Source organism: Limnospira fusiformis SAG 85.79, from assembly GCF_012516315.1.
GTDB classification, from domain to species: Bacteria; Cyanobacteriota; Cyanobacteriia; order Cyanobacteriales; family Microcoleaceae; genus Limnospira; species Limnospira fusiformis.
This window is the reverse complement of record NZ_CP051185.1, coordinates 3,868,203-3,885,770: the sequence shown is the minus strand read 5'-3', so window position 1 is coordinate 3,885,770 and position 17,568 is coordinate 3,868,203. Positions and strand designations below refer to the sequence as shown.

The window sequence follows — 17,568 nt, the reverse complement described above, 5'->3', positions numbered from 1 at the left end:
ACCATTATTTCGCACCAATTAAATATCCCACCAATCAAATAACTCGGGCTTTAGATAATCTAAAGTCTTCTTTAATTTTAATTTGATTAACCTTAGAAAACTTACCAATGGCTTGATCAATACAACTTTATCTAAAGAACTGCTGATCATCCTAGGACTAATATCACTGGGGCTACTCCGTTGCCACCCAAGAGACGGACATACAATTAAAGATACAATTTCAGGATTTTGCTTTCGGAATAGATAATATGCCGTATCAATATAGGCTCCATCCAGGTCATCAAAATTAGGATCTTTTTCAAAAAAACAAGTTTGAAAACGTTTTTTCAACAGTTCTTCTAAAAATAATATCAAAGAATCATAAGCTGTATGATTAACAGCATAAAAATGTGTACCTAATGTTGGATAATTAGCTTTTTTTAAGTGAGTCCAAGTTGTTGATATATCGGGGTCGTAAAAATTATAATAGTCTGATAGCTTTAATTTATTATAAGCCAAATATCCTAGAAATAATAGATCCCAATTTACTTGACTAAGTTCATCAAGTAATTGTGTTTGTACAGAACAAAATCTACTAGAAATTGCTAGATCATCTTCCATGACTAATATATGACTAAGTTTGTCTGTTTTAGCAATTTTAATAATTTCTAAATGACTAAGGTAACATCCTAACACACCAATGCTCGGAAAAGCTAATTTTTCGGTGGGCTTGATGGCTGGAAAAATTTTGACTTTTTCAGAATTAAAATTTAATCCTATACTCTTGATTTCTTTCTCCATTTCACGTCTTCTATCAACCCTTTCAGGTAAGTTGATCACATAAATTTTGTCAAAAAAATCTGATATGTTCATATTTCGTTCTCTTTTGAATTTCATCAACATACTACATCATTTTCATGTTAATGTCAATCAAATTTTGCTCAATAACAGCTAACTAAGGTAGTTAATCAATTAAGTTGCAAGCGCTACCATTGTTGCCACATTATGATACTTATCAATACGCACCAGCTTATTATCAAACAATAAGTTAACTAGAATTTTTTAAATTTTTATAATTCAGTCGCCAGAGTAAACCCCAGTAGCACAGGAGAATCAAAGAATCTGTAGTTAAGGTAGCCCAAGCTGCACCCCTCCATGAAAATATGGGAATTAAAAAATAATTTAAACTAATATTAATTAAAGCTGCCATAATTTGAACCAATCCCCGTAACTTTTGATATCCAGAGCCGGTAAGAGTATCTGCTGCAATTAATTGCATACCAATAATTAGTGGCATGGGAGCTAACCAGTATAATACTGGCACTGAATCTATATAGCTTTCTCCCAAAATATAAGGTATAAATGGCGCAAAAAATATACAACCAATAACAAAAAAAATACCATATGTGGAGATAACCGGAATCAAACGTTTGGCAAATTTAAAAGCATTACTAATACCCAAAGCACCTTCTTCAAAAAATCTGGTGTATGTGGAACTAAATATTACTAAAATTGGTATATAGCCAACTTCTATCAATCGATAAGCAGCAGAATAGATACCAGTTACACTTAGAGTTGAAAGACTGCTTAACATTGTTCTATCAATACTGGAATTTATATTAGCAGCAGATCTGTCTAGAGAAAAGTATATACCTTGGAAAATATTGTGCTTTATCTGGGATAATTCTAATTGAGGAAAACCCAGATTTAAACAAACAAAAAAGAACGAAAAAACTGCCGTTATCATCGTCCCCAAAACATATAAAAAAGACCAATTTATAGCATTAGGTTTATCAAACAATATAACCAAAGCTATAGCAGATAAAACTTTGAAAAAGTTATAAAAAATATGTAATTGAGCAGTGTTTTTATGCCGATTAACCCCCAAAAAAGCTCCACAACATAGATTCCAAATAGACAATCCTAAAATATCAGAAACAAGTATAGATACAATCAGGACGTTAGGAATAAATTTTGGCAAAATGGATTTGCCTATTAAAAATGATAAACAAATGACGACTAAACTACAAAAAAAAGTTGTTAAAATAGCATCACCCCAGTATTTTTTAAATAAAATTTTATTTCTTGAAACATTTCTGATTAAAATATCTGCACTACCTAATGTTCCAAATGGAACAGCGATCGAGGCTAGTGCTGTTACTCCCATGAACATACCAAAATTTTCAGAACCCAGATATCTAGCAATCAATATAAAGTATGTAGCTTGCATAAAAATACTTATAACTTTACCCAAAAACATCCATAAAGTATTTTGGACTAATGACTTTTGTGTGATTTTCTTAATTCGTTCTTGCAAATTAGTAAAATATGACATACATTTTTACCTGATTTATGTCTGGAACAGCTACTCAAATTATTTGAACTCTATACTAACTTGATTTTGGTGCATAAACTGCTAATAAATCTTCAGTACCAGAGGAACGTTGAAAGGCTTGATCTAGAGAATAGGTAGGCTGCCAGTTCAAAATCTGTTTAGCCTTCTGATTAGTATACCGCAGTGGCTTAAAACGAGCCTGAAGTTTGGCGGGTACTAAAATACCTGGTAAACGAGCTTTACTCTCAATAAATAGACGGTTAAACAGCCAAGCCATATTGGCAATTAATCCCATAAAAAACCAGTTGATAAAATATATTTTCGGGACTTTATCCATGGTTTCTATGAGTTTTTTGGCATAGACATTTTGAGTAGGTAAATTGTCATCGACAATATTTAAGGTTTGTCCACAGGCTGCTTCTGTCTCGGCGGCAATAACAATGGCTTCTGCACAGTTTTCTACATAGGTTAAAGGCATAATTGCATTACCCCCTATTCTTAACCAGGCACTATCCCCTATTTCAGCGCCTAAGCAAGCATTCCAAAGATAATCTCGACCGTAAATCATCCCCGGACGAATAATAGAAACTTGTCCACCATATCGCTCAAAATCTCGATAAAGTTGTTCTTGAATTAGCTTGGTTTGAGCGTATTCGTCACGATTTAAGGGGTCAGCTTCGATGGGAGAATCTTCGTCTAAAATTTGATGCGATCGCATTTTGACATAATCATAAACTGAAAAGCTACTAATGGCTATGAGCTTAGAAATCCCGGTTTTTTTCATAGCAATTAACATATTTTCGGTGGCTATGACTGTGCCAGCAAATTGGGTGTAAAAATCCCCAGACTTAGAGGCGGCTAAATGAATGACAGCATCCACAGATTGCAGACTTTCTACCAAGCCTGATGATTGCCTTAAATCTAGGCGGACAATTGCCAAATTAGGATGATTAAACCAAGAGAATTTAGTCTCATCAGTTTGGGGACGAAGTACGGCTTTTACTTGGTGTCCCCGTCCCAAGGCTTCCGCCACAATATACTGTCCTAAAAATCCAGATGCGCCAGTGATAAACAATTTCATAGATGATTCTCCTCCGCAATTAATGCGTTAACTAAACGACTGGTTTTATCCATATCTTCAAAGCTAATTGGTAGCGGTTTATCTTCTTGTAAGGCTTGATAAGTCTGCTCTAATAAACTATGTAAACCTTCATATGGAGTCTTTTGTAAGAGTTTCCGACGAAAGTTAGTAAAGCTGGCATTCATGAAAGTCCAACCATTAGCAAACTGATTAGCCAAAGGAGAAAACTGCTTACCAACAGCACGAGGGACTACACAGCGAACAAATGGTTGAAATAAATCAACTTCTGCATAACCCAAGGAACCGCGAACTGTGACGGAAAAACAGTCGGGTTGAGTGTAAGCACTAAACCGTATGCGAGTATGTTGATGACCGGAAAAAATCAGTGCATCTAAATCATCATACTTAAATAAATTACCACCACCATGATTATTCCATCCGGCTTTGACGTAATCAAAAGTTGGCATAAATAATAAGGCAAGATAACACAAGTGGGTAATAAAGTCATGAATCACACCCCCCGGAAGTTTATGGACTGGACTGGGTAGATTTTCGTCTGCGTATCGTCCACCACTACGGATATCTAATGCCATGCGGACTTCTACTTCGCCGATGGTTCCTAGGGTTCCATCTTCCACTAGCTTTTGCAGTGCTAGAATTGGCTGATTGAAGCGATAATTTTGATTTTCGATTAAATGGCGATCGCATTTTTGAGCAAAATCCCATAGTTCTTTAAACTCATCATAAGTGGGAGTGATTGGCTTTTCACAAATCACATGAGCCCCGGCACTCAGACAATCCATAGACATTTTTTTATGGATTTGAGGCGGTGTCAAAATATGCACAACATCCGGCTTGGCTTGCTCCAGCATTTGATGATAATCTGTATAAGCAGCTTCAGCACCGAATCTTTGAACGGCATAGTTAGCAGCAGCCTGGGAAATATCACAAACTCCCACCAAATGAGCCCTTTCCGAGTTAGACAAAAAACTGAGATGTTCTTTAGAAATCAACCCGGTACCAATAACGGCTGCTTTTAACTTGGGTTGTTGATTGTCTTTATCCATTACAATTAGTTTCATCATATAAAAATAGTTGAAAGCCTTGAAATTGTGCTATAAAAAGCCTCAAAAAACGTTGGCTTGATTGTTACACTAATTCATGTTTTCCAGTAATTTTTGATAGCGTTTAATCGGAATACCAGCTTTGGCTGAAATCATAACCGTTACATAATCAGGCTCAATTTCAGATAAAAAATCCTTGATTTGTTGTTCTGATAAATTTTCTGTACCAAAATAGCGTAAACCGGGGTATGTTTCATCAATATAATGATTGGCTTCATGGTCTATAATATAATCACAAAACATTCCATAGAGGATATACTCAGATAAATTCCAAGTATTAGATATGGTTTCCACCCAAGAACGTCTAGACACTTTTTCTAGGTGTTCATATAATTTTAAAACATTATCCTTTTTCCAGGTAATCAAGTCACCAATATAATTAGGAGCCGGAAAATCAACCATAGGGGTAATCAGTAATTTACTAGCAGTTTCATACCAACTATAATGAGACTCCCAAGAGCGAGGAATTGAATTAGGCTCTCGATAAAAGCGAATTTTTCCATCTTTAACAAATCGTTCTTGTGGATTTAAAGGACGCACAAAGGCAACATCTGAATCCACAAACATCAAAATATCTTCAGACACAAATTGTGCCGCTGACAGCTTAATAATTTGCTGAAGCAGCCAGTTACGAATGGGAAGACTTTTAAAGCTAAACCAACCATTTTTGACAAAAGGTATCCTTTTGATCCATCCAGGAATCACCTCTTCAACAACTAAAATTTCTGTGCGATTATTTGGGAGTGACTTAAATATTGATAAATCTTTTCGATCAACAATAATATAATGCTTTGTTGACGAAGGTATGAACTTATCAACTGTAGAACACAAAAATTGGCATCTCTCAAAGTCCGGTGCATAACTCGGTGTAACCAAACAAAAGCTGTATTCTGATCCAGAGGGTTGAGACGTGATGTTCATAATTTTAATTGGTATTTAAATTAATTCAAATTGGGGAGTAGTTTTGATCATCTTGAGCCATCAAATTCAGGATGAGATGGTTTGGGTTTTTCCATAGGTTCCATAATTGAAATGGATAGGGCTGTATATAATACCCAAAATATACTGTTTTGAGAAATTATACCTCCTTCAGTTGCATTAGTTAAGACTAAATAAGTCAGAAATATTAAGGGCCATAAATATTCTATTCCGACACTAAATCTTGCGATAAAAACCGACCTTAACAAGTTAATTCCAAACCCCGAAAAGTAAGTAACAACGCCTAATAAGCCTATGTCTAACCACATATCGAGTATTCCATTATGGGAATAAGGAACCGGCCACCTTGCAGCTCTAATAATATAAGCTGAGGCACTATCTAATCCCTGCCAAAATGCCGTATAACCATATCCTAAATAGGGGCGCTTGTCAATCATCTCTCTAGCCCACACCCACAGTTCTGTGCGACCAGTAAGGGTTGGATCTTTGCCAATTAATCCTAATAATTCATCGGCCATCTCTGTATAGATATAAAATATAGTAGCGCCCAAAGTGACAAGGGCTAGAAATGAAGGAATCAGTAAAATATACCGAAATCGCAGCACCCGATAGGCTATGACACTGGTCAATAAAATTGTAAAGTTAATTAGGGAACTTGATGATTTTGCCATGACTAATAGCAAACAAGCAATAGCGATCGCCATGTAAGCCATCCAGCGCTTTGCCTGGTCAAAAAGACCGGGTGATAATATTAATACTATACCACCTAATGTCATGGCTCTTCCTAAAAGATTTTTATGGTTATATATGCCTCGCCAAGCCCCATAGTGAACGGCTTGTTCGATGCCATAACGAGGTAAAGCGATCGCCAAAACCACGCTAAGGACGGCAATAATTCCATAGGAAATAGCCAAAAGTTTAAGTTGTTCTCTGATGGTATAACGACTACCTAAGTAAACACCAAACAGTGTAGTCCCTATTAAGCCAATACAACTTCTGAGGGTACGAGCCGGAAAATCTGACCAAAAATAGGAGGCGATCGCAATCAAAATCATCACCCAGATAACCGGACCTCTTTTAACAGAAATTAAGCACTTTTTCCACCGTAGCAATAGTAAAGCTACCGAAACCAAATAAGTCAGCAGAAACACCAGCACATTTAATCGAAAATCAAAGGAATTGATATCTGTACCATCACCCTCGCTTGCGCCGCCAGATAAAATCAGAGGCAACCAGTTAGCGCTATAATGAATAATCGCAAAAACCGTAAAACTAGATTCCAAATATTTTAAGTATTTGTCCATTAAAATATTGATGTTTTTGGTCTAAATCTACACCCGTTAACCTGTTGTGCATCATAGCATTTTTATCAGTGAAACCAAGAGAGAAATGTAAAAATTAATGTAGATTATGTAAAGTTTTGGTAAAGTTGTTGCTGTCAGGGAGTCTCCAGGCTTAATTAACCTGGTATAGGGATAGTTTGATATCTAAGAAGAACTCCTAGAAGATATTTTCGGGGGTGCGGAGCGATCGCGCCGATGGGATTTTTGGAGAGGGAAATAGCGTTGAGCATGATAGAAATACTTAGTGGACTCATTCTTGCTAATCCCATTGATCACCGTCCCCAAGATCCGCTGACCCGATCGCCCTAATATTTCCTTAGCGGCTTTAGCGCTATCGCGGTCAAGAATTCGGGGTCTAGCGACCATTAACACCCCACTAGCCATATTAGCTAAAGTTAAAGCATCGGCGGCTAATAACAATGGTGGTGTATCAATAATTACAAAATCATACTCCTCCGAAAAATTCCGAATTAAGGAAGTCATGCGTCGAGAATCCAAAAGTGCTAACGGATTGGGTGGTGTCACCCCAGCGGTCAAAATATCGAGTTGGTCAATTCCCGGCTTCACGGCTTCGGAAAGAGTCGCCTCTTCCACGAGTACATCACTTAATCCCACCGCATTAGTTAAACCCCAGATATGATGTTGAATCGGTTGTCGCATATCCCCATCAATGAGTATCACCCGATGTCCAAGCTGGGCGATCGCCGCCGCCAAATTAGCGGAAACCGTTGATTTTCCCTCCTGTGGTACGGAACTGCTTACCACAATTACCCGCACTTTGCGATCGGAACCCAAAAACTTCAAATTAGCCTGAATCATCCGATAAATTTCGCTAATTAAGGAACCGGGTGTATCCACCACCGGAACCTGTACAGAAGAGCGATCGCCTCCCGTCAAATAGCGGTAAAAAGGCGGCGCTGCAAAAGAAGGAATAATACCCAACAAAGTATATCCAAATAAATCCCTAGTTTCCGCCACAGTCCTCAGAGATTTATCTCCCATTTCCATCAACAGCAATAAAGTAGTTGAGGCGACTAATCCCCCCATTACTCCCAAAGCCAACAACGGTACTTTTGCCGTTTTTCCCTCATCTGGAACGTTAGCCGTTTCGATAATTCTGGCATTATTGGTAATCTTATTGGCTGCCACTTGTGCTTCCTCAAGATTTTGTAGTAAAGTCCGATAAGTCAGACGAGCCACCTCAGCTTTGCGCTCAAGTTCCTGCTGTTGTTGTTCTAATTGTGGCAAGATCCTAGCTCTCCTTTCCAAACCATCACGCGCCTCATAGAGAGAGTCAAGCTGCTTAGTCAAATCCAGCCGCCGAATTTCCGCATTAACAAACTCTTCAATCTTGTTATTTTTGACATCCATAACCCTGAGCAACCCGCGAGAAAAGGGTCTGCTACTACCCAAATACACTTGAATTTCTCTTTGTAACAAATTCTCCAGATTATCTCGCTTTCCCTTTAAAGAAATAATCCGGGGATTTTCATCTCGAAAACGTCTTTGTTCCTGGGCTAATTCCCCCTCCACATTCTCCAATTCTTGTAAAGCTGCTCGCACCACCGGAGACTGACTTAAAGTATTTACGGCTATAGCTTCTTCCAAGTTCAAACCCACTTGATTTCCCAAGGAATTAACCAAAGATTGCACCGCATTTAATTCAGCTTCTAAAGTAGTAATATTGCGATTTAACTGCGCCATTTCTTGTACGGATATAGCAAACTCCGTTCCCAGGTCTACTATCTCATTTCTTTCCTTAAAATCTTGAATAGATTTTTCCGCCAGAAACAACTCCTTTTGTACCCTAGGTAGCTGTTCCTGAATAAACTCTTTCGCGCCGGAAGCGTCTTGTCGAATGCTAGACACATTAGCCTCAATATAAACCTCCATCACGGTATTAATAACATCAGCAACTTCTTGGGGATTTCGGCTTTGATAGGTTAACAGAACAATATCCGTGCCGCCGATAATTCTCATATCTAAATTGCGTCTAATATCCTCTGGAGCCACGGGTTCACCATCCTCATTAGTTAAATTCAAGCGCTCAATCACTGTTTCTAACAGAGGATTAGAATACATTAATTCTATCTGGGTACTCAAAGGAGTCTGATCCGCCAATAGTGCTTTCAGTTCCCCTAACCCTTCACCAATACCAGCTAAAGAAGAAGTACGGTCTACCTTAAATAAAATTTTGCCAGAGTTTTCATAAGTTGGGGTCAAAAATTGGGTAGCATATACAGCCCCAGATACACTCAGCACAAAAACCCCCAGCAGCCAAAACCATCGGCGTTTCAATGTTTGTAAATATCTACCCAAATCCAAATCAATCGATTCTCGGTGTTCAATATTACTAAAATCCATAACCATTCCCTATTATATACAAAACCACCATCTGATAAATTTAATTATTATTATCTCTATCCTCTGTTAAAACATGAATTATATTGAGTAAAGCCGATACACCAATCAGACCACCCACAGGTCTTAAAACCTCTTCAAAAGTATCAGCAGCCTCAGTTAAAGTTGAACGGTTCACGACGACCACATCATCTCGTTGTAAAACGGGATTATTTGGTGCATTTAGTCCGGCTTGAAAATCAATATAAATTTGACGACGGGAAACGGTACCATCAGGATGCAAACGCAGCAGTTGCACGGAGCCAGTATTCGCCCGCCGCTGATTAAACCCCCCCGCCACTAAGATGGCTTGATTAAGGGTTGTATTAATCGGTACTTGCAGCGCCCCTGGTTGTGTCACTTCTCCCACCACATTAACCATCATAGTTCTGGGTGAAAAACTAGCACTGGCGAGGGAAATAATCTCATCGGGAGGCACGGCACTAGCGGTAGGAATTATAATAGAATCTCCCGGCTGTAAACTAATATCCTGAGTAGCATCACCAGTGGTCAGTAATTGCCACAAATCAACAGTTATAGTCTTTAATTCACCCGCCTGAGTCAGTCTTTGTAATTGAATGCGACGCAGGTTAGCTTGAGGCTTAATACCTCCCGCCCTTTGAATAGCTTGAGTAATAGTCGGTAATTCCGGCAAATTCGCCATTCCTTCCCCCATAATATGGGTTCCCGGATTAAATACCTCCCCGACGATAACTACTTGAAAAGGGGGGACTTCCTCGGGGGCAAAATTAGCGGAATTAATCTGTCGAATAGCGACAGGATCAAGACTTTCGGCGGTGGGTACTACAATTGTATCGCGATCGCGCAAAACCAGATCTTGACTTAAATCTCCATTTTCCAACAATTCCTTGAGGTTGACGACAATATTTAGCCTGGTGGGTTCTTGTCGCTGCACCTTAACCTGAGTAATATCTGCTGATTGAGTAATCCCACCCGCCTGCTGGAGAAGCTGAGTTACTGTATAGAACTGAAATTGTCGCTCAACGGTGTTAGATGTGGAAAGGGGGAGAATGTATGTTCCCGGTCTTTGTACTTCCCCCCCAACGGCAATGCTAATGGGACGGGGTGTAATAATTCTCACGCTGGGGAATGGTTGTTGTACAAAGGGAGTATAGGCGGCGGAAATTTTCTCGGTCAGTTGAGAAACTGATAAACCAGCTACGGTAATTTGACCGATTAGAGGCAGATTGAGTGTCCCATCAGTCAAAATCAGGTATTCGCCACTGTACTCAGGAACATCGAGAATATCTACCCTTAGCAAATCTCCTGGACCGAGGGTATAGGCATCAGGAACACGAATTGAGGCGGGGGTAATAGTGGGGATGGGGATAGAAGGTTGAGTTTGCGCTAGGCTGATAGGTGTGCTGCTATGCCATATCAATAGGGACATTAACCCCCAACTCATCAGGGTTGTCGCCTGGGGAGATTTGACAGCATTAGTTATATTAGCTGGAAATGATGGCTGAGTCATAGGTGAGAGTCAAGACACTGACAGATGAAACATGGAATATACAGTTGACAATGACTTGAAGGCTGAGGGTTTCTTCCTCATGGTAACGGCTATTCTGTGAAGTGGCTAGTTATTAAGTCGTCTAACTCAGAATAGTCGGGGATAGAAGCTGATACTGATGCACCGTTTCTGATGATAACCCGATCATGCTGCGATCGCGATAGTAATTCACTGAAATTTCTGCCTTTAAAAGCGATGAGATTGGCGGAAATGCCTACCTTCAGCCTTCCTAGATTTGATAATCCCATTAGATCGGCGGCGGTTTTGGTGACGATTTGGGGCCAGTCACCTGATGGATGATCTAAATGGCCGATTCTGACTGACATTTTGAAGACTTCTAAAACGTCATGATCTCCAAAAGCATAAAAGGGATCACGACAGTTATCACTCGCGACTGTTACGGGGATTCCGGCTTGTTTTAATTCATGCAGAAGTGTGACCCCTCGCCATTTTGGGGTTTTGGGTGTATTTGAATGGTTAGAATATTGTCTATCTTGCAGATATAAATTGCACATGGGCAAGCTGACAATCCCTATATTAGATGATTTAAGCAGATTAATGGTCTGGTTAATCACTTCGGGACTCTGGACGGATAAACTGCAACAATGTCCGCAAATTATGGGATTCTCAAATTGAGATTTAACCGCATATTCGGCGATTTTATATAGGGTATTAGAATCAGGATCGCCATTTTCATCGACATGGAAATCTAAGGATAAATTCCGGTCTTTGGCTAGGTCAAATACTCGCTCCATTTGTTGATCAAGGTCACGGTTAATATAAGCGACACCCCCTAAAATGCCGCCCATTTCTGCTACTCTATCGGCTAGTTTTTCTCCTTGGGGGGTTAAGTAATAATCCAGAGATACCAGGGATACAGCTTGCAAAAATAGTCGATCGCACCATTTTTCCCGCAGACTGTTCAATACTTCCCAGCTAATTTCTGTGAGTTTTCCGGCTGAGTCTAAATGGGTGCGGATAGCCTGAGTCCCATGGGCATAACTACATTTTAAACCAAATTCCATCCGCTGATAGATATCTTCAGGGGTCCAGTATTTTTCACTATCGGAAATAGCAGTATTTAGCGCCCCGGTAAAAGTCCCGTCGGGATTAGGCGATCGCTGCCAAATATGGCCCTTATCTAAATGGGTGTGTAAGTCCACAAAACAGGGCCAAACCTGTCCCCCCCGCAGGTCTACCCAGGGGATATCAGCCGTGTCTGTATTTCCAGCGGGTCGCAGTTGGCTAATTTTCCCCGATGTAATTTCCACATCGATTAATATTAGCCCCTCCCGCGTCTGTTGGCTTAACCAGTCCGGTTGGCTTACTTCCAGTAAACAGTAGGGAATATGGGCATTTTTTAGCCAGTAGCGATCGCTTTTGGGAATACTAATCATGACTACAATTTACCCCATCATGCAAAAATAACATTGTTAATATGCAAAAAGTTCATCAAACTTAGGATTTTGTAATATTAGCTACACTTTAACTGATTTTTCAGCTTTAACCTACTGATTAATTCTTAAAGTCATCGCTCAAATTTTCGGCAGCTTTAGGAGTAGTTTAATTTCCGGTTATCATTCCCTAATCACCCATATTTAGGTTGTTGTTTATGCAATTATCATAAACTTAGGGCTAGTTTTGATGTACTTATCCTCATTTTTGATATAGCCCAATCCATAAAAGTTATGATTAAATAAAGAGGCGATCGCTCATAAAGCTAGGGAAATGTAGTCCGGTGCTAGTCAACTTTACTATCAGAAAATCTCCATGACATCCATTCAAACTACCCCCAACTCGTTAACCTCTTCCGTCGGTCTGAAAATCGTGTCAGTCATTGGCTTAATTGCCTTTTCAGGATTTTATCTTAACAGTTGGCAGCAACTACTATCCAACCACTACGCACAACAGCAACCCCAAGCCGAAACCATTGTAACTGCTGTCGAAATTGTCCCAGAAACCGTAGAAACCCCAACACTAGAGGCCACCGTAACCCCCATCACCGATCCGAATGCGATCGCTGATTTAACCACCCAATTATACACCCAAATTGACCAAAACTGGCAACAGTACCCTACCTTTACCGAGAACCTAGTGTATCAGGTCTCAGTCAATCAAACAGGTGCGATCGCCCAATACAAAACCATCAACCTCGCCGCCGCCAAATATCTTAATCAGACTCCCATTCTCCAATTAAGTCAAGCCACCACCGAAAACCAACCCCAGGCTGAATTTCTCGTAGTCATGACTCCCAGTGGCACTTTACAAGTCAACCCTTGGGTTGCCCAATAGTATTCCCTTACCTGCCTTGATGATTGAGTAATTATACCAATTCATCAAGTCCTGACCCCCGCCAATTTCCACCGTTGTTTTACCCCACCATTTAATCAAAATGCTAACCGAATTATGGTCTTTAAAAGGCCGATACAAAATCCTACACCTAACCTGGTTTGCCTTCTTTCTTTCCTTTGTCGTCTGGTTCAACTTTGCACCTTTAGCCACAGCTATTCAAGACGATATGGGCTTAGAAATAAGTCAAATTCGTACCCTCGCTATTTGTAATGTTGCCCTCACAGTTCCCGCCCGGATTATTATTGGGATGCTGCTAGACAAATACGGTCCTAGAATCACCTACTCATTACTGCTAATTTATGCAGCAATTCCCTGTACAGCATTTGCCTTAGCCCAAAACTTTAATCAATTAGTAATTTCCCGTTTAGCCCTCAGCATAGTGGGTGCAGGATTTGTAATTGGTATCCGCATGGTAGCCGAATGGTTCCCCCCCAAAGAAATCGGTTTAGCCGAGGGAATTTATGGCGGTTGGGGTAATTTTGGTTCCGCCGCCGCTGCCTTTAGCTTACCCACTCTAGCAGCAATTTTAACCTTCGGTTCTGGGGGGGTAATTAACTGGCGAGTAGCCGTAGCATTAACAGGAATTATCGCCGCTGCTTATGGTGCTTTCTACTTCTTTAACGTCCAAGATACCCCCCCAGGAAAAGTCTATCAAAAACCCAAACGCGCCAGAGGTTTAGAAGTGACCACCCCCAAAGACTTCTGGTTTTTGATGCTCATGAATATTCCCCTAGTTGGTGTTTTGGCTATCCTAGCTTGGCGTTTAAGTAAAGTAGGTTTCTTGACCTTACCGCAACTTTATATCGTTTGGGTAGCCTTATTCGGTTTATACCTTTTCCAAGGTTATAACTGCTGGGAAGCGAATAAAGAACTAATCCTTGGTCACAAACACTATCCCCCCGCAGACCGTTACAATTTTTCCCAAGTTGCTATTTTGGAATTGACCTATTTTGTCAACTTCGGCTCAGAATTAGCTGTGGTGTCAATGCTTCCCGCTTTCTTTGAGAATACTTTTGGACTCAGTAAACCAGCCGCTGGAATGATAGCTGCTAGTTATGCTTTCATGAACCTAATGTCTCGCCCCGGTGGAGGTCTAATTTCTGATAAATTAGGTAGCCGTAAAAATACCATGGCGGTTCTGACTGCGGGAATGGCATTTGCTTATTTAATTATGGGTCGAGTTAATGGTGGTTGGTGGCTACCTTTGGCGGTACTTTTAACCATGACTTGTTCATTCTTTGTACAAGCTGGGGAAGGTTCATCTTTTGCGATCGTTCCCCTCATTAAACGCCGTGTTACTGGACAAATTGCCGGAAATGTTGGGGCTTATGGAAATGTGGGTGCAGTCGTTTATCTAACACTATTTAGCCTATTTCCAGAAGGTGATATCGGCAACCGAATTTTCTTCGAGATGTTAGGAGTAACTAGCATGATTGTCGCTTTCCTCTGTTGGTTTTTCCTCAAGGAACCTCAAGGGTCTTTTGCTGACCATCATCAAGAAGAATTACAAGCCAACGAAGACATTATCCCTGTCGCCAAATAACTCCTAAATAGGGGCGGGTTATTAACTAGCATCAAATTAGCTACTCGCCCCTGAACCGACAATAATTCCCTATCCTTCCTAGATGACTATCCTCCGTGGTTACGGTGATTAACTTCCGGTTGGGGTGGATTGATTAATTAATTGGCTGATTTTAGCAGATAATTAATCACAGTCAACTCCCCCCAATTGCCAGCAAATAGGTGACTGATATACTATAATCAAAACTGCCACAATTACCACCCATTAATCTAAAATGACTGAATTAACAAAAACTCTTTGTCCTTACTGCGGTGTTGGTTGCGGCTTAGAAGTTTTACCCCCCGCACAACCCGGAAAAGCGACAAATAGAGACTCCCAAGGAAATCCAATTTGGCAAGTTAGAGGCGATCGCACTCACCCCTCCAGCCTCGGTAAAGTTTGCGTCAAAGGCGCAACAATTGCCGAAGCCATAGACAAAAACCGCCTGAAATATCCCATGATCCGAGAGACCCTCGATCAACCTTTTCGTCGCGCCACCTGGGATGAAGCCTATAACCTTATTGTCAACCGCATTCAAACCGTCCGCCACACCATGGGGGCTGATGCTATCTGTATGTATGGTTCAGGTCAATTCCAAACCGAAGACTATTACATCGCCCAAAAGCTAATTAAAGGCTGTTTGGGAACCAATAATTTTGATGCCAATTCCCGCCTGTGTATGTCTTCAGCCGTCTCCGGTTATATCAAAAGTTTCGGTTCAGACGGTCCCCCCTGTTGTTATGACGACCTAGAAAAAACCGACTGTGCCTTTTTAATTGGCACTAATACCGCTGAATGTCACCCCATAGTTTTTAATCGTTTGCGGGTTCACCATAAGAAAAATCGCCAAGTCAAAATGATTGTGGTGGACCCTCGCCGCACCCAAACCGCTGAAGCCGCAGACCTACATTTAGCCATCCGTCCCGGAACCGATATTGACCTACTTAATGGTATAGCAAACCTCTTAATGCGTTGGGGTTTTATAGATTCTTTATTTATTGATGAATGTACCAAAGGATTCCCTGATTATATGCAGGTAATCCAATCTTATCCCCCGGAATTAGTAGCCAGAACCTGTGGTATTCGTCTGGATGATATTGAACAAGCTGCTAGGTGGTGGGGTGAGTCTCAACGAGTTTTATCTATGTGGTCAATGGGGATAAATCAGTCTTCCGAAGGGACTGCGAAAGTGCGGACTCTGATTAACCTTCATTTGATGACTGGAAATATTGGTAAACCTGGGGCGGGTCCTTTTTCTTTAACAGGTCAACCTAATGCTATGGGAGGTAGAGAAGCGGGAGGACTTGCCCATATTTTACCCGGTTATCGAGTTGTCACAAATCCCCAACACCGGAGAGAGGTTGAGCAATTTTGGGAACTAGAACCCGGTCAGATTTCTGACCAAGTGGGTTTGAATGCTTGGGAAATGATTACCGGATTAGAAACTGGTAAAGTGGGGTTATTATGGGTGGCGGCGACTAATCCAGCAGTCAGTATGCCGGATTTAGAAAGGACTAAAGCGGCTTTAATGCGATCGCCTTTTACCATTTATCAGGACGCTTATTATCCTACAGAAACCGCTGAATATGCCCATATTTTACTACCCGCCGCCCAGTGGGGAGAAAAAACCGGGACTATGACTAATTCTGAACGGGTCGTCACTTTATGTCAGGCTTTTCGTCAACCCCTAGGAGAAGCTAAAGCCGACTGGGAAATTTTCGCCGAAGTAGGGCGGAGGTTAGGTTTTCCAAAACCATTTAATTTCGCTAATTCCGCTCAAGTTTACCAAGAATTTGTCCGCTTAACTCGTAACCGTCCCTGCGATTTATCTGGGTTGAGTCATCATCGTTTAATGGTTTCTGGTCCTATTCAATGGCCTTGTCCTGAGACGGAAACCGAAATTAATCGCACCCCTAAACGTTTATATACTGATTTACGATTTAATACCCCTGACGGTCGCGCACAATTTGCGGCTTATTACTCCAAAGGATTAGCTGAACCCCCAGATCCAGATTATCCTTTAGTGTTGACAACGGGGAGATTATACGGCCATTGGCACACTCAAACACGAACCGGGAGAATTGAGAAAATCCGCAAAATGCACCCCACTCCTTTTATGGAAATTCACCCCAAAGATGCCCAGAAATTAGGCATTGAATCCGGCAATTTAGTGCAAGTGCGATCGCGCCGTGGAAAGGCTTATTTTCCCGCTCAAATTACTAAAGCGATCGCACCGGGAACTGTATTTGTACCCATGCACTGGGGCGCTTTATGGGGAGATAATACCGAAGCCAACGCCATGACTCACCCTGAATGTTGTCCTGAGTCTAAACAACCAGAATTAAAAGCCTGTGCCGTACAATTATCAATAGTTAACCCCGAATTATTACCAACTTCACAAACCCAACCTAACCAACAAAAAATCAATCCAACTATTCCCGTCTAAATACCTCCGCTGGGAGGGTACATGATGAATTATTAAAACCGGGTTTTTCCTGCCATAGCAACCCCAAAACCCGGTTTCTCCTGATGATTAATTATCTGTATTGCGTTTGGAATGTTCTTTTAAAACCCATCCCATCAGAGACACAGGACCTTTAGAAACTGGCTCATGGGCAAGTTTTTTTGATTGTTTATTATACTGAGATTTAAACAAAAATTTATGAATCGACTTGTACACCTTGCCAACTTCTGGGTTCGAGGAATTAGACTCCTCAATCTTTGGCAGAGAGTCTATATGCCACCAAGTTATTAATTGATAAGCAGATACACCACCCAAAAAGCTACACAGCAGACTAAATGGCAGCGAATAGCCTACCCAAAAAAAGCCCCCCATAAACAATAAACCAATCACTAATCCGGTGGTTATTGCGCCTGTAGTAGTTGGAGAATCTGACATGGCTCGGCTACTCCATTTAATAGA

Annotated in this window: 13 protein-coding genes; 3 read left to right on the top strand and 10 right to left on the bottom strand. The window is 40.8% G+C overall.

Features of this window, described 5'->3' with window-relative positions:
- Positions 1 to 18: 18 nt before the first annotated feature.
- The 9 genes from HFV01_RS18225 to HFV01_RS18185 form a co-directional block, all read right to left on the bottom strand.
- Complete coding sequence (locus tag HFV01_RS18225; RefSeq protein WP_228116509.1) at positions 19 to 852, bottom strand: glycosyltransferase family 25 protein; 834 nt, start codon at positions 850 to 852, stop codon at positions 19 to 21.
- A gap of 175 nt (positions 853 to 1,027) precedes the next feature.
- Positions 1,028 to 2,314, bottom strand: coding sequence for a flippase (locus tag HFV01_RS18220; RefSeq protein ID WP_008049492.1), 1,287 nt, complete (start codon positions 2,312 to 2,314; stop codon positions 1,028 to 1,030).
- Positions 2,315 to 2,369: 55 nt separating this feature from the next.
- Positions 2,370 to 3,395, bottom strand: coding sequence for an NAD-dependent epimerase/dehydratase family protein (locus HFV01_RS18215; protein WP_006620608.1), 1,026 nt, complete (start codon positions 3,393 to 3,395; stop codon positions 2,370 to 2,372).
- A complete protein-coding gene (locus tag HFV01_RS18210; RefSeq protein ID WP_006620607.1) occupies positions 3,392 to 4,480 on the bottom strand; it encodes a Gfo/Idh/MocA family protein in 1,089 nt (362 codons plus the stop codon). Before HFV01_RS18210 ends, HFV01_RS18215 begins: the two co-directional genes overlap by 4 nt.
- A 69-nt stretch (positions 4,481 to 4,549) precedes the next feature.
- Positions 4,550 to 5,440 (bottom strand): DUF6492 family protein, encoded by an 891-nt coding sequence (locus HFV01_RS18205; protein WP_006620606.1) that lies wholly within the window; start codon positions 5,438 to 5,440, stop codon positions 4,550 to 4,552.
- Between the two features lie 47 nt (positions 5,441 to 5,487).
- Positions 5,488 to 6,762: an O-antigen ligase family protein gene (locus tag HFV01_RS18200; RefSeq protein WP_006620605.1), complete on the bottom strand. Its 1,275-nt coding sequence runs from the start codon at positions 6,760 to 6,762 to the stop codon at positions 5,488 to 5,490.
- Positions 6,763 to 6,945: 183 nt separating this feature from the next.
- Positions 6,946 to 9,165 (bottom strand): GumC family protein, encoded by a 2,220-nt coding sequence (locus tag HFV01_RS18195; protein ID WP_006669464.1) that lies wholly within the window; start codon positions 9,163 to 9,165, stop codon positions 6,946 to 6,948.
- A 40-nt stretch (positions 9,166 to 9,205) separates the two neighbouring features.
- On the bottom strand, positions 9,206 to 10,693 hold the full coding sequence (locus tag HFV01_RS18190) for a polysaccharide biosynthesis/export family protein (RefSeq protein ID WP_193520259.1): 1,488 nt from the start codon (positions 10,691 to 10,693) through the stop codon (positions 9,206 to 9,208).
- Between the two features lie 89 nt (positions 10,694 to 10,782).
- A complete protein-coding gene (locus HFV01_RS18185; protein WP_006620601.1) occupies positions 10,783 to 12,129 on the bottom strand; it encodes a cytosine deaminase in 1,347 nt (448 codons plus the stop codon).
- A gap of 373 nt (positions 12,130 to 12,502) precedes the next feature.
- Between HFV01_RS18185 and HFV01_RS18180 the strand changes: the two genes are divergently transcribed.
- The 3 genes from HFV01_RS18180 to HFV01_RS18170 all read left to right on the top strand — a co-directional run bounded on the left by HFV01_RS18180 (position 12,503) and on the right by HFV01_RS18170 (position 17,091).
- Positions 12,503 to 13,024, top strand: a complete 522-nt coding sequence (locus HFV01_RS18180; protein WP_006620600.1) for a hypothetical protein — start codon at positions 12,503 to 12,505, stop codon at positions 13,022 to 13,024.
- Positions 13,025 to 13,124: 100 nt separating this feature from the next.
- A complete protein-coding gene (locus tag HFV01_RS18175) occupies positions 13,125 to 14,627 on the top strand; it encodes an MFS transporter (protein WP_006620598.1) in 1,503 nt (500 codons plus the stop codon).
- 253 nt (positions 14,628 to 14,880) lie between these two features.
- The gene (locus tag HFV01_RS18170; protein WP_006620597.1) at positions 14,881 to 17,091 is read left to right on the top strand and encodes a molybdopterin oxidoreductase family protein; all 2,211 of its coding nucleotides are present in this window, start codon (positions 14,881 to 14,883) and stop codon (positions 17,089 to 17,091) included.
- 87 nt (positions 17,092 to 17,178) lie between these two features.
- On the opposite strand, the gene HFV01_RS18165 is transcribed toward HFV01_RS18170, so the two are convergent.
- Positions 17,179 to 17,544, bottom strand: coding sequence for a hypothetical protein (locus HFV01_RS18165; protein ID WP_006620596.1), 366 nt, complete (start codon positions 17,542 to 17,544; stop codon positions 17,179 to 17,181).
- Between the last annotated feature and the right edge of the window lie 24 nt (positions 17,545 to 17,568).

What these genes read in the sequence shown, in the direction of transcription:
- HFV01_RS18190 (WP_193520259.1), bottom strand. Translation starts at nt 10,693, where the DNA reads ATGACTCAGCCATCATTTCCAGCTAATATAACTAATGCTGTCAAATCT.
- HFV01_RS18200 (WP_006620605.1), bottom strand. Translation starts at nt 6,762, where the DNA reads ATGGACAAATACTTAAAATATTTGGAATCTAGTTTTACGGTTTTTGCG.
- HFV01_RS18220 (WP_008049492.1), bottom strand. Translation starts at nt 2,314, where the DNA reads ATGTCATATTTTACTAATTTGCAAGAACGAATTAAGAAAATCACACAA.
- HFV01_RS18195 (WP_006669464.1), bottom strand. Translation starts at nt 9,165, where the DNA reads ATGGATTTTAGTAATATTGAACACCGAGAATCGATTGATTTGGATTTG.
- HFV01_RS18225 (WP_228116509.1), bottom strand. Translation starts at nt 852, where the DNA reads ATGAACATATCAGATTTTTTTGACAAAATTTATGTGATCAACTTACCT.
- HFV01_RS18185 (WP_006620601.1), bottom strand. Translation starts at nt 12,129, where the DNA reads ATGATTAGTATTCCCAAAAGCGATCGCTACTGGCTAAAAAATGCCCAT.
- HFV01_RS18215 (WP_006620608.1), bottom strand. Translation starts at nt 3,395, where the DNA reads ATGAAATTGTTTATCACTGGCGCATCTGGATTTTTAGGACAGTATATT.
- HFV01_RS18170 (WP_006620597.1), top strand. Translation starts at nt 14,881, where the DNA reads ATGACTGAATTAACAAAAACTCTTTGTCCTTACTGCGGTGTTGGTTGC.
- HFV01_RS18210 (WP_006620607.1), bottom strand. Translation starts at nt 4,480, where the DNA reads ATGATGAAACTAATTGTAATGGATAAAGACAATCAACAACCCAAGTTA.
- HFV01_RS18180 (WP_006620600.1), top strand. Translation starts at nt 12,503, where the DNA reads ATGACATCCATTCAAACTACCCCCAACTCGTTAACCTCTTCCGTCGGT.
- HFV01_RS18205 (WP_006620606.1), bottom strand. Translation starts at nt 5,440, where the DNA reads ATGAACATCACGTCTCAACCCTCTGGATCAGAATACAGCTTTTGTTTG.
- HFV01_RS18165 (WP_006620596.1), bottom strand. Translation starts at nt 17,544, where the DNA reads ATGTCAGATTCTCCAACTACTACAGGCGCAATAACCACCGGATTAGTG.
- HFV01_RS18175 (WP_006620598.1), top strand. Translation starts at nt 13,125, where the DNA reads ATGCTAACCGAATTATGGTCTTTAAAAGGCCGATACAAAATCCTACAC.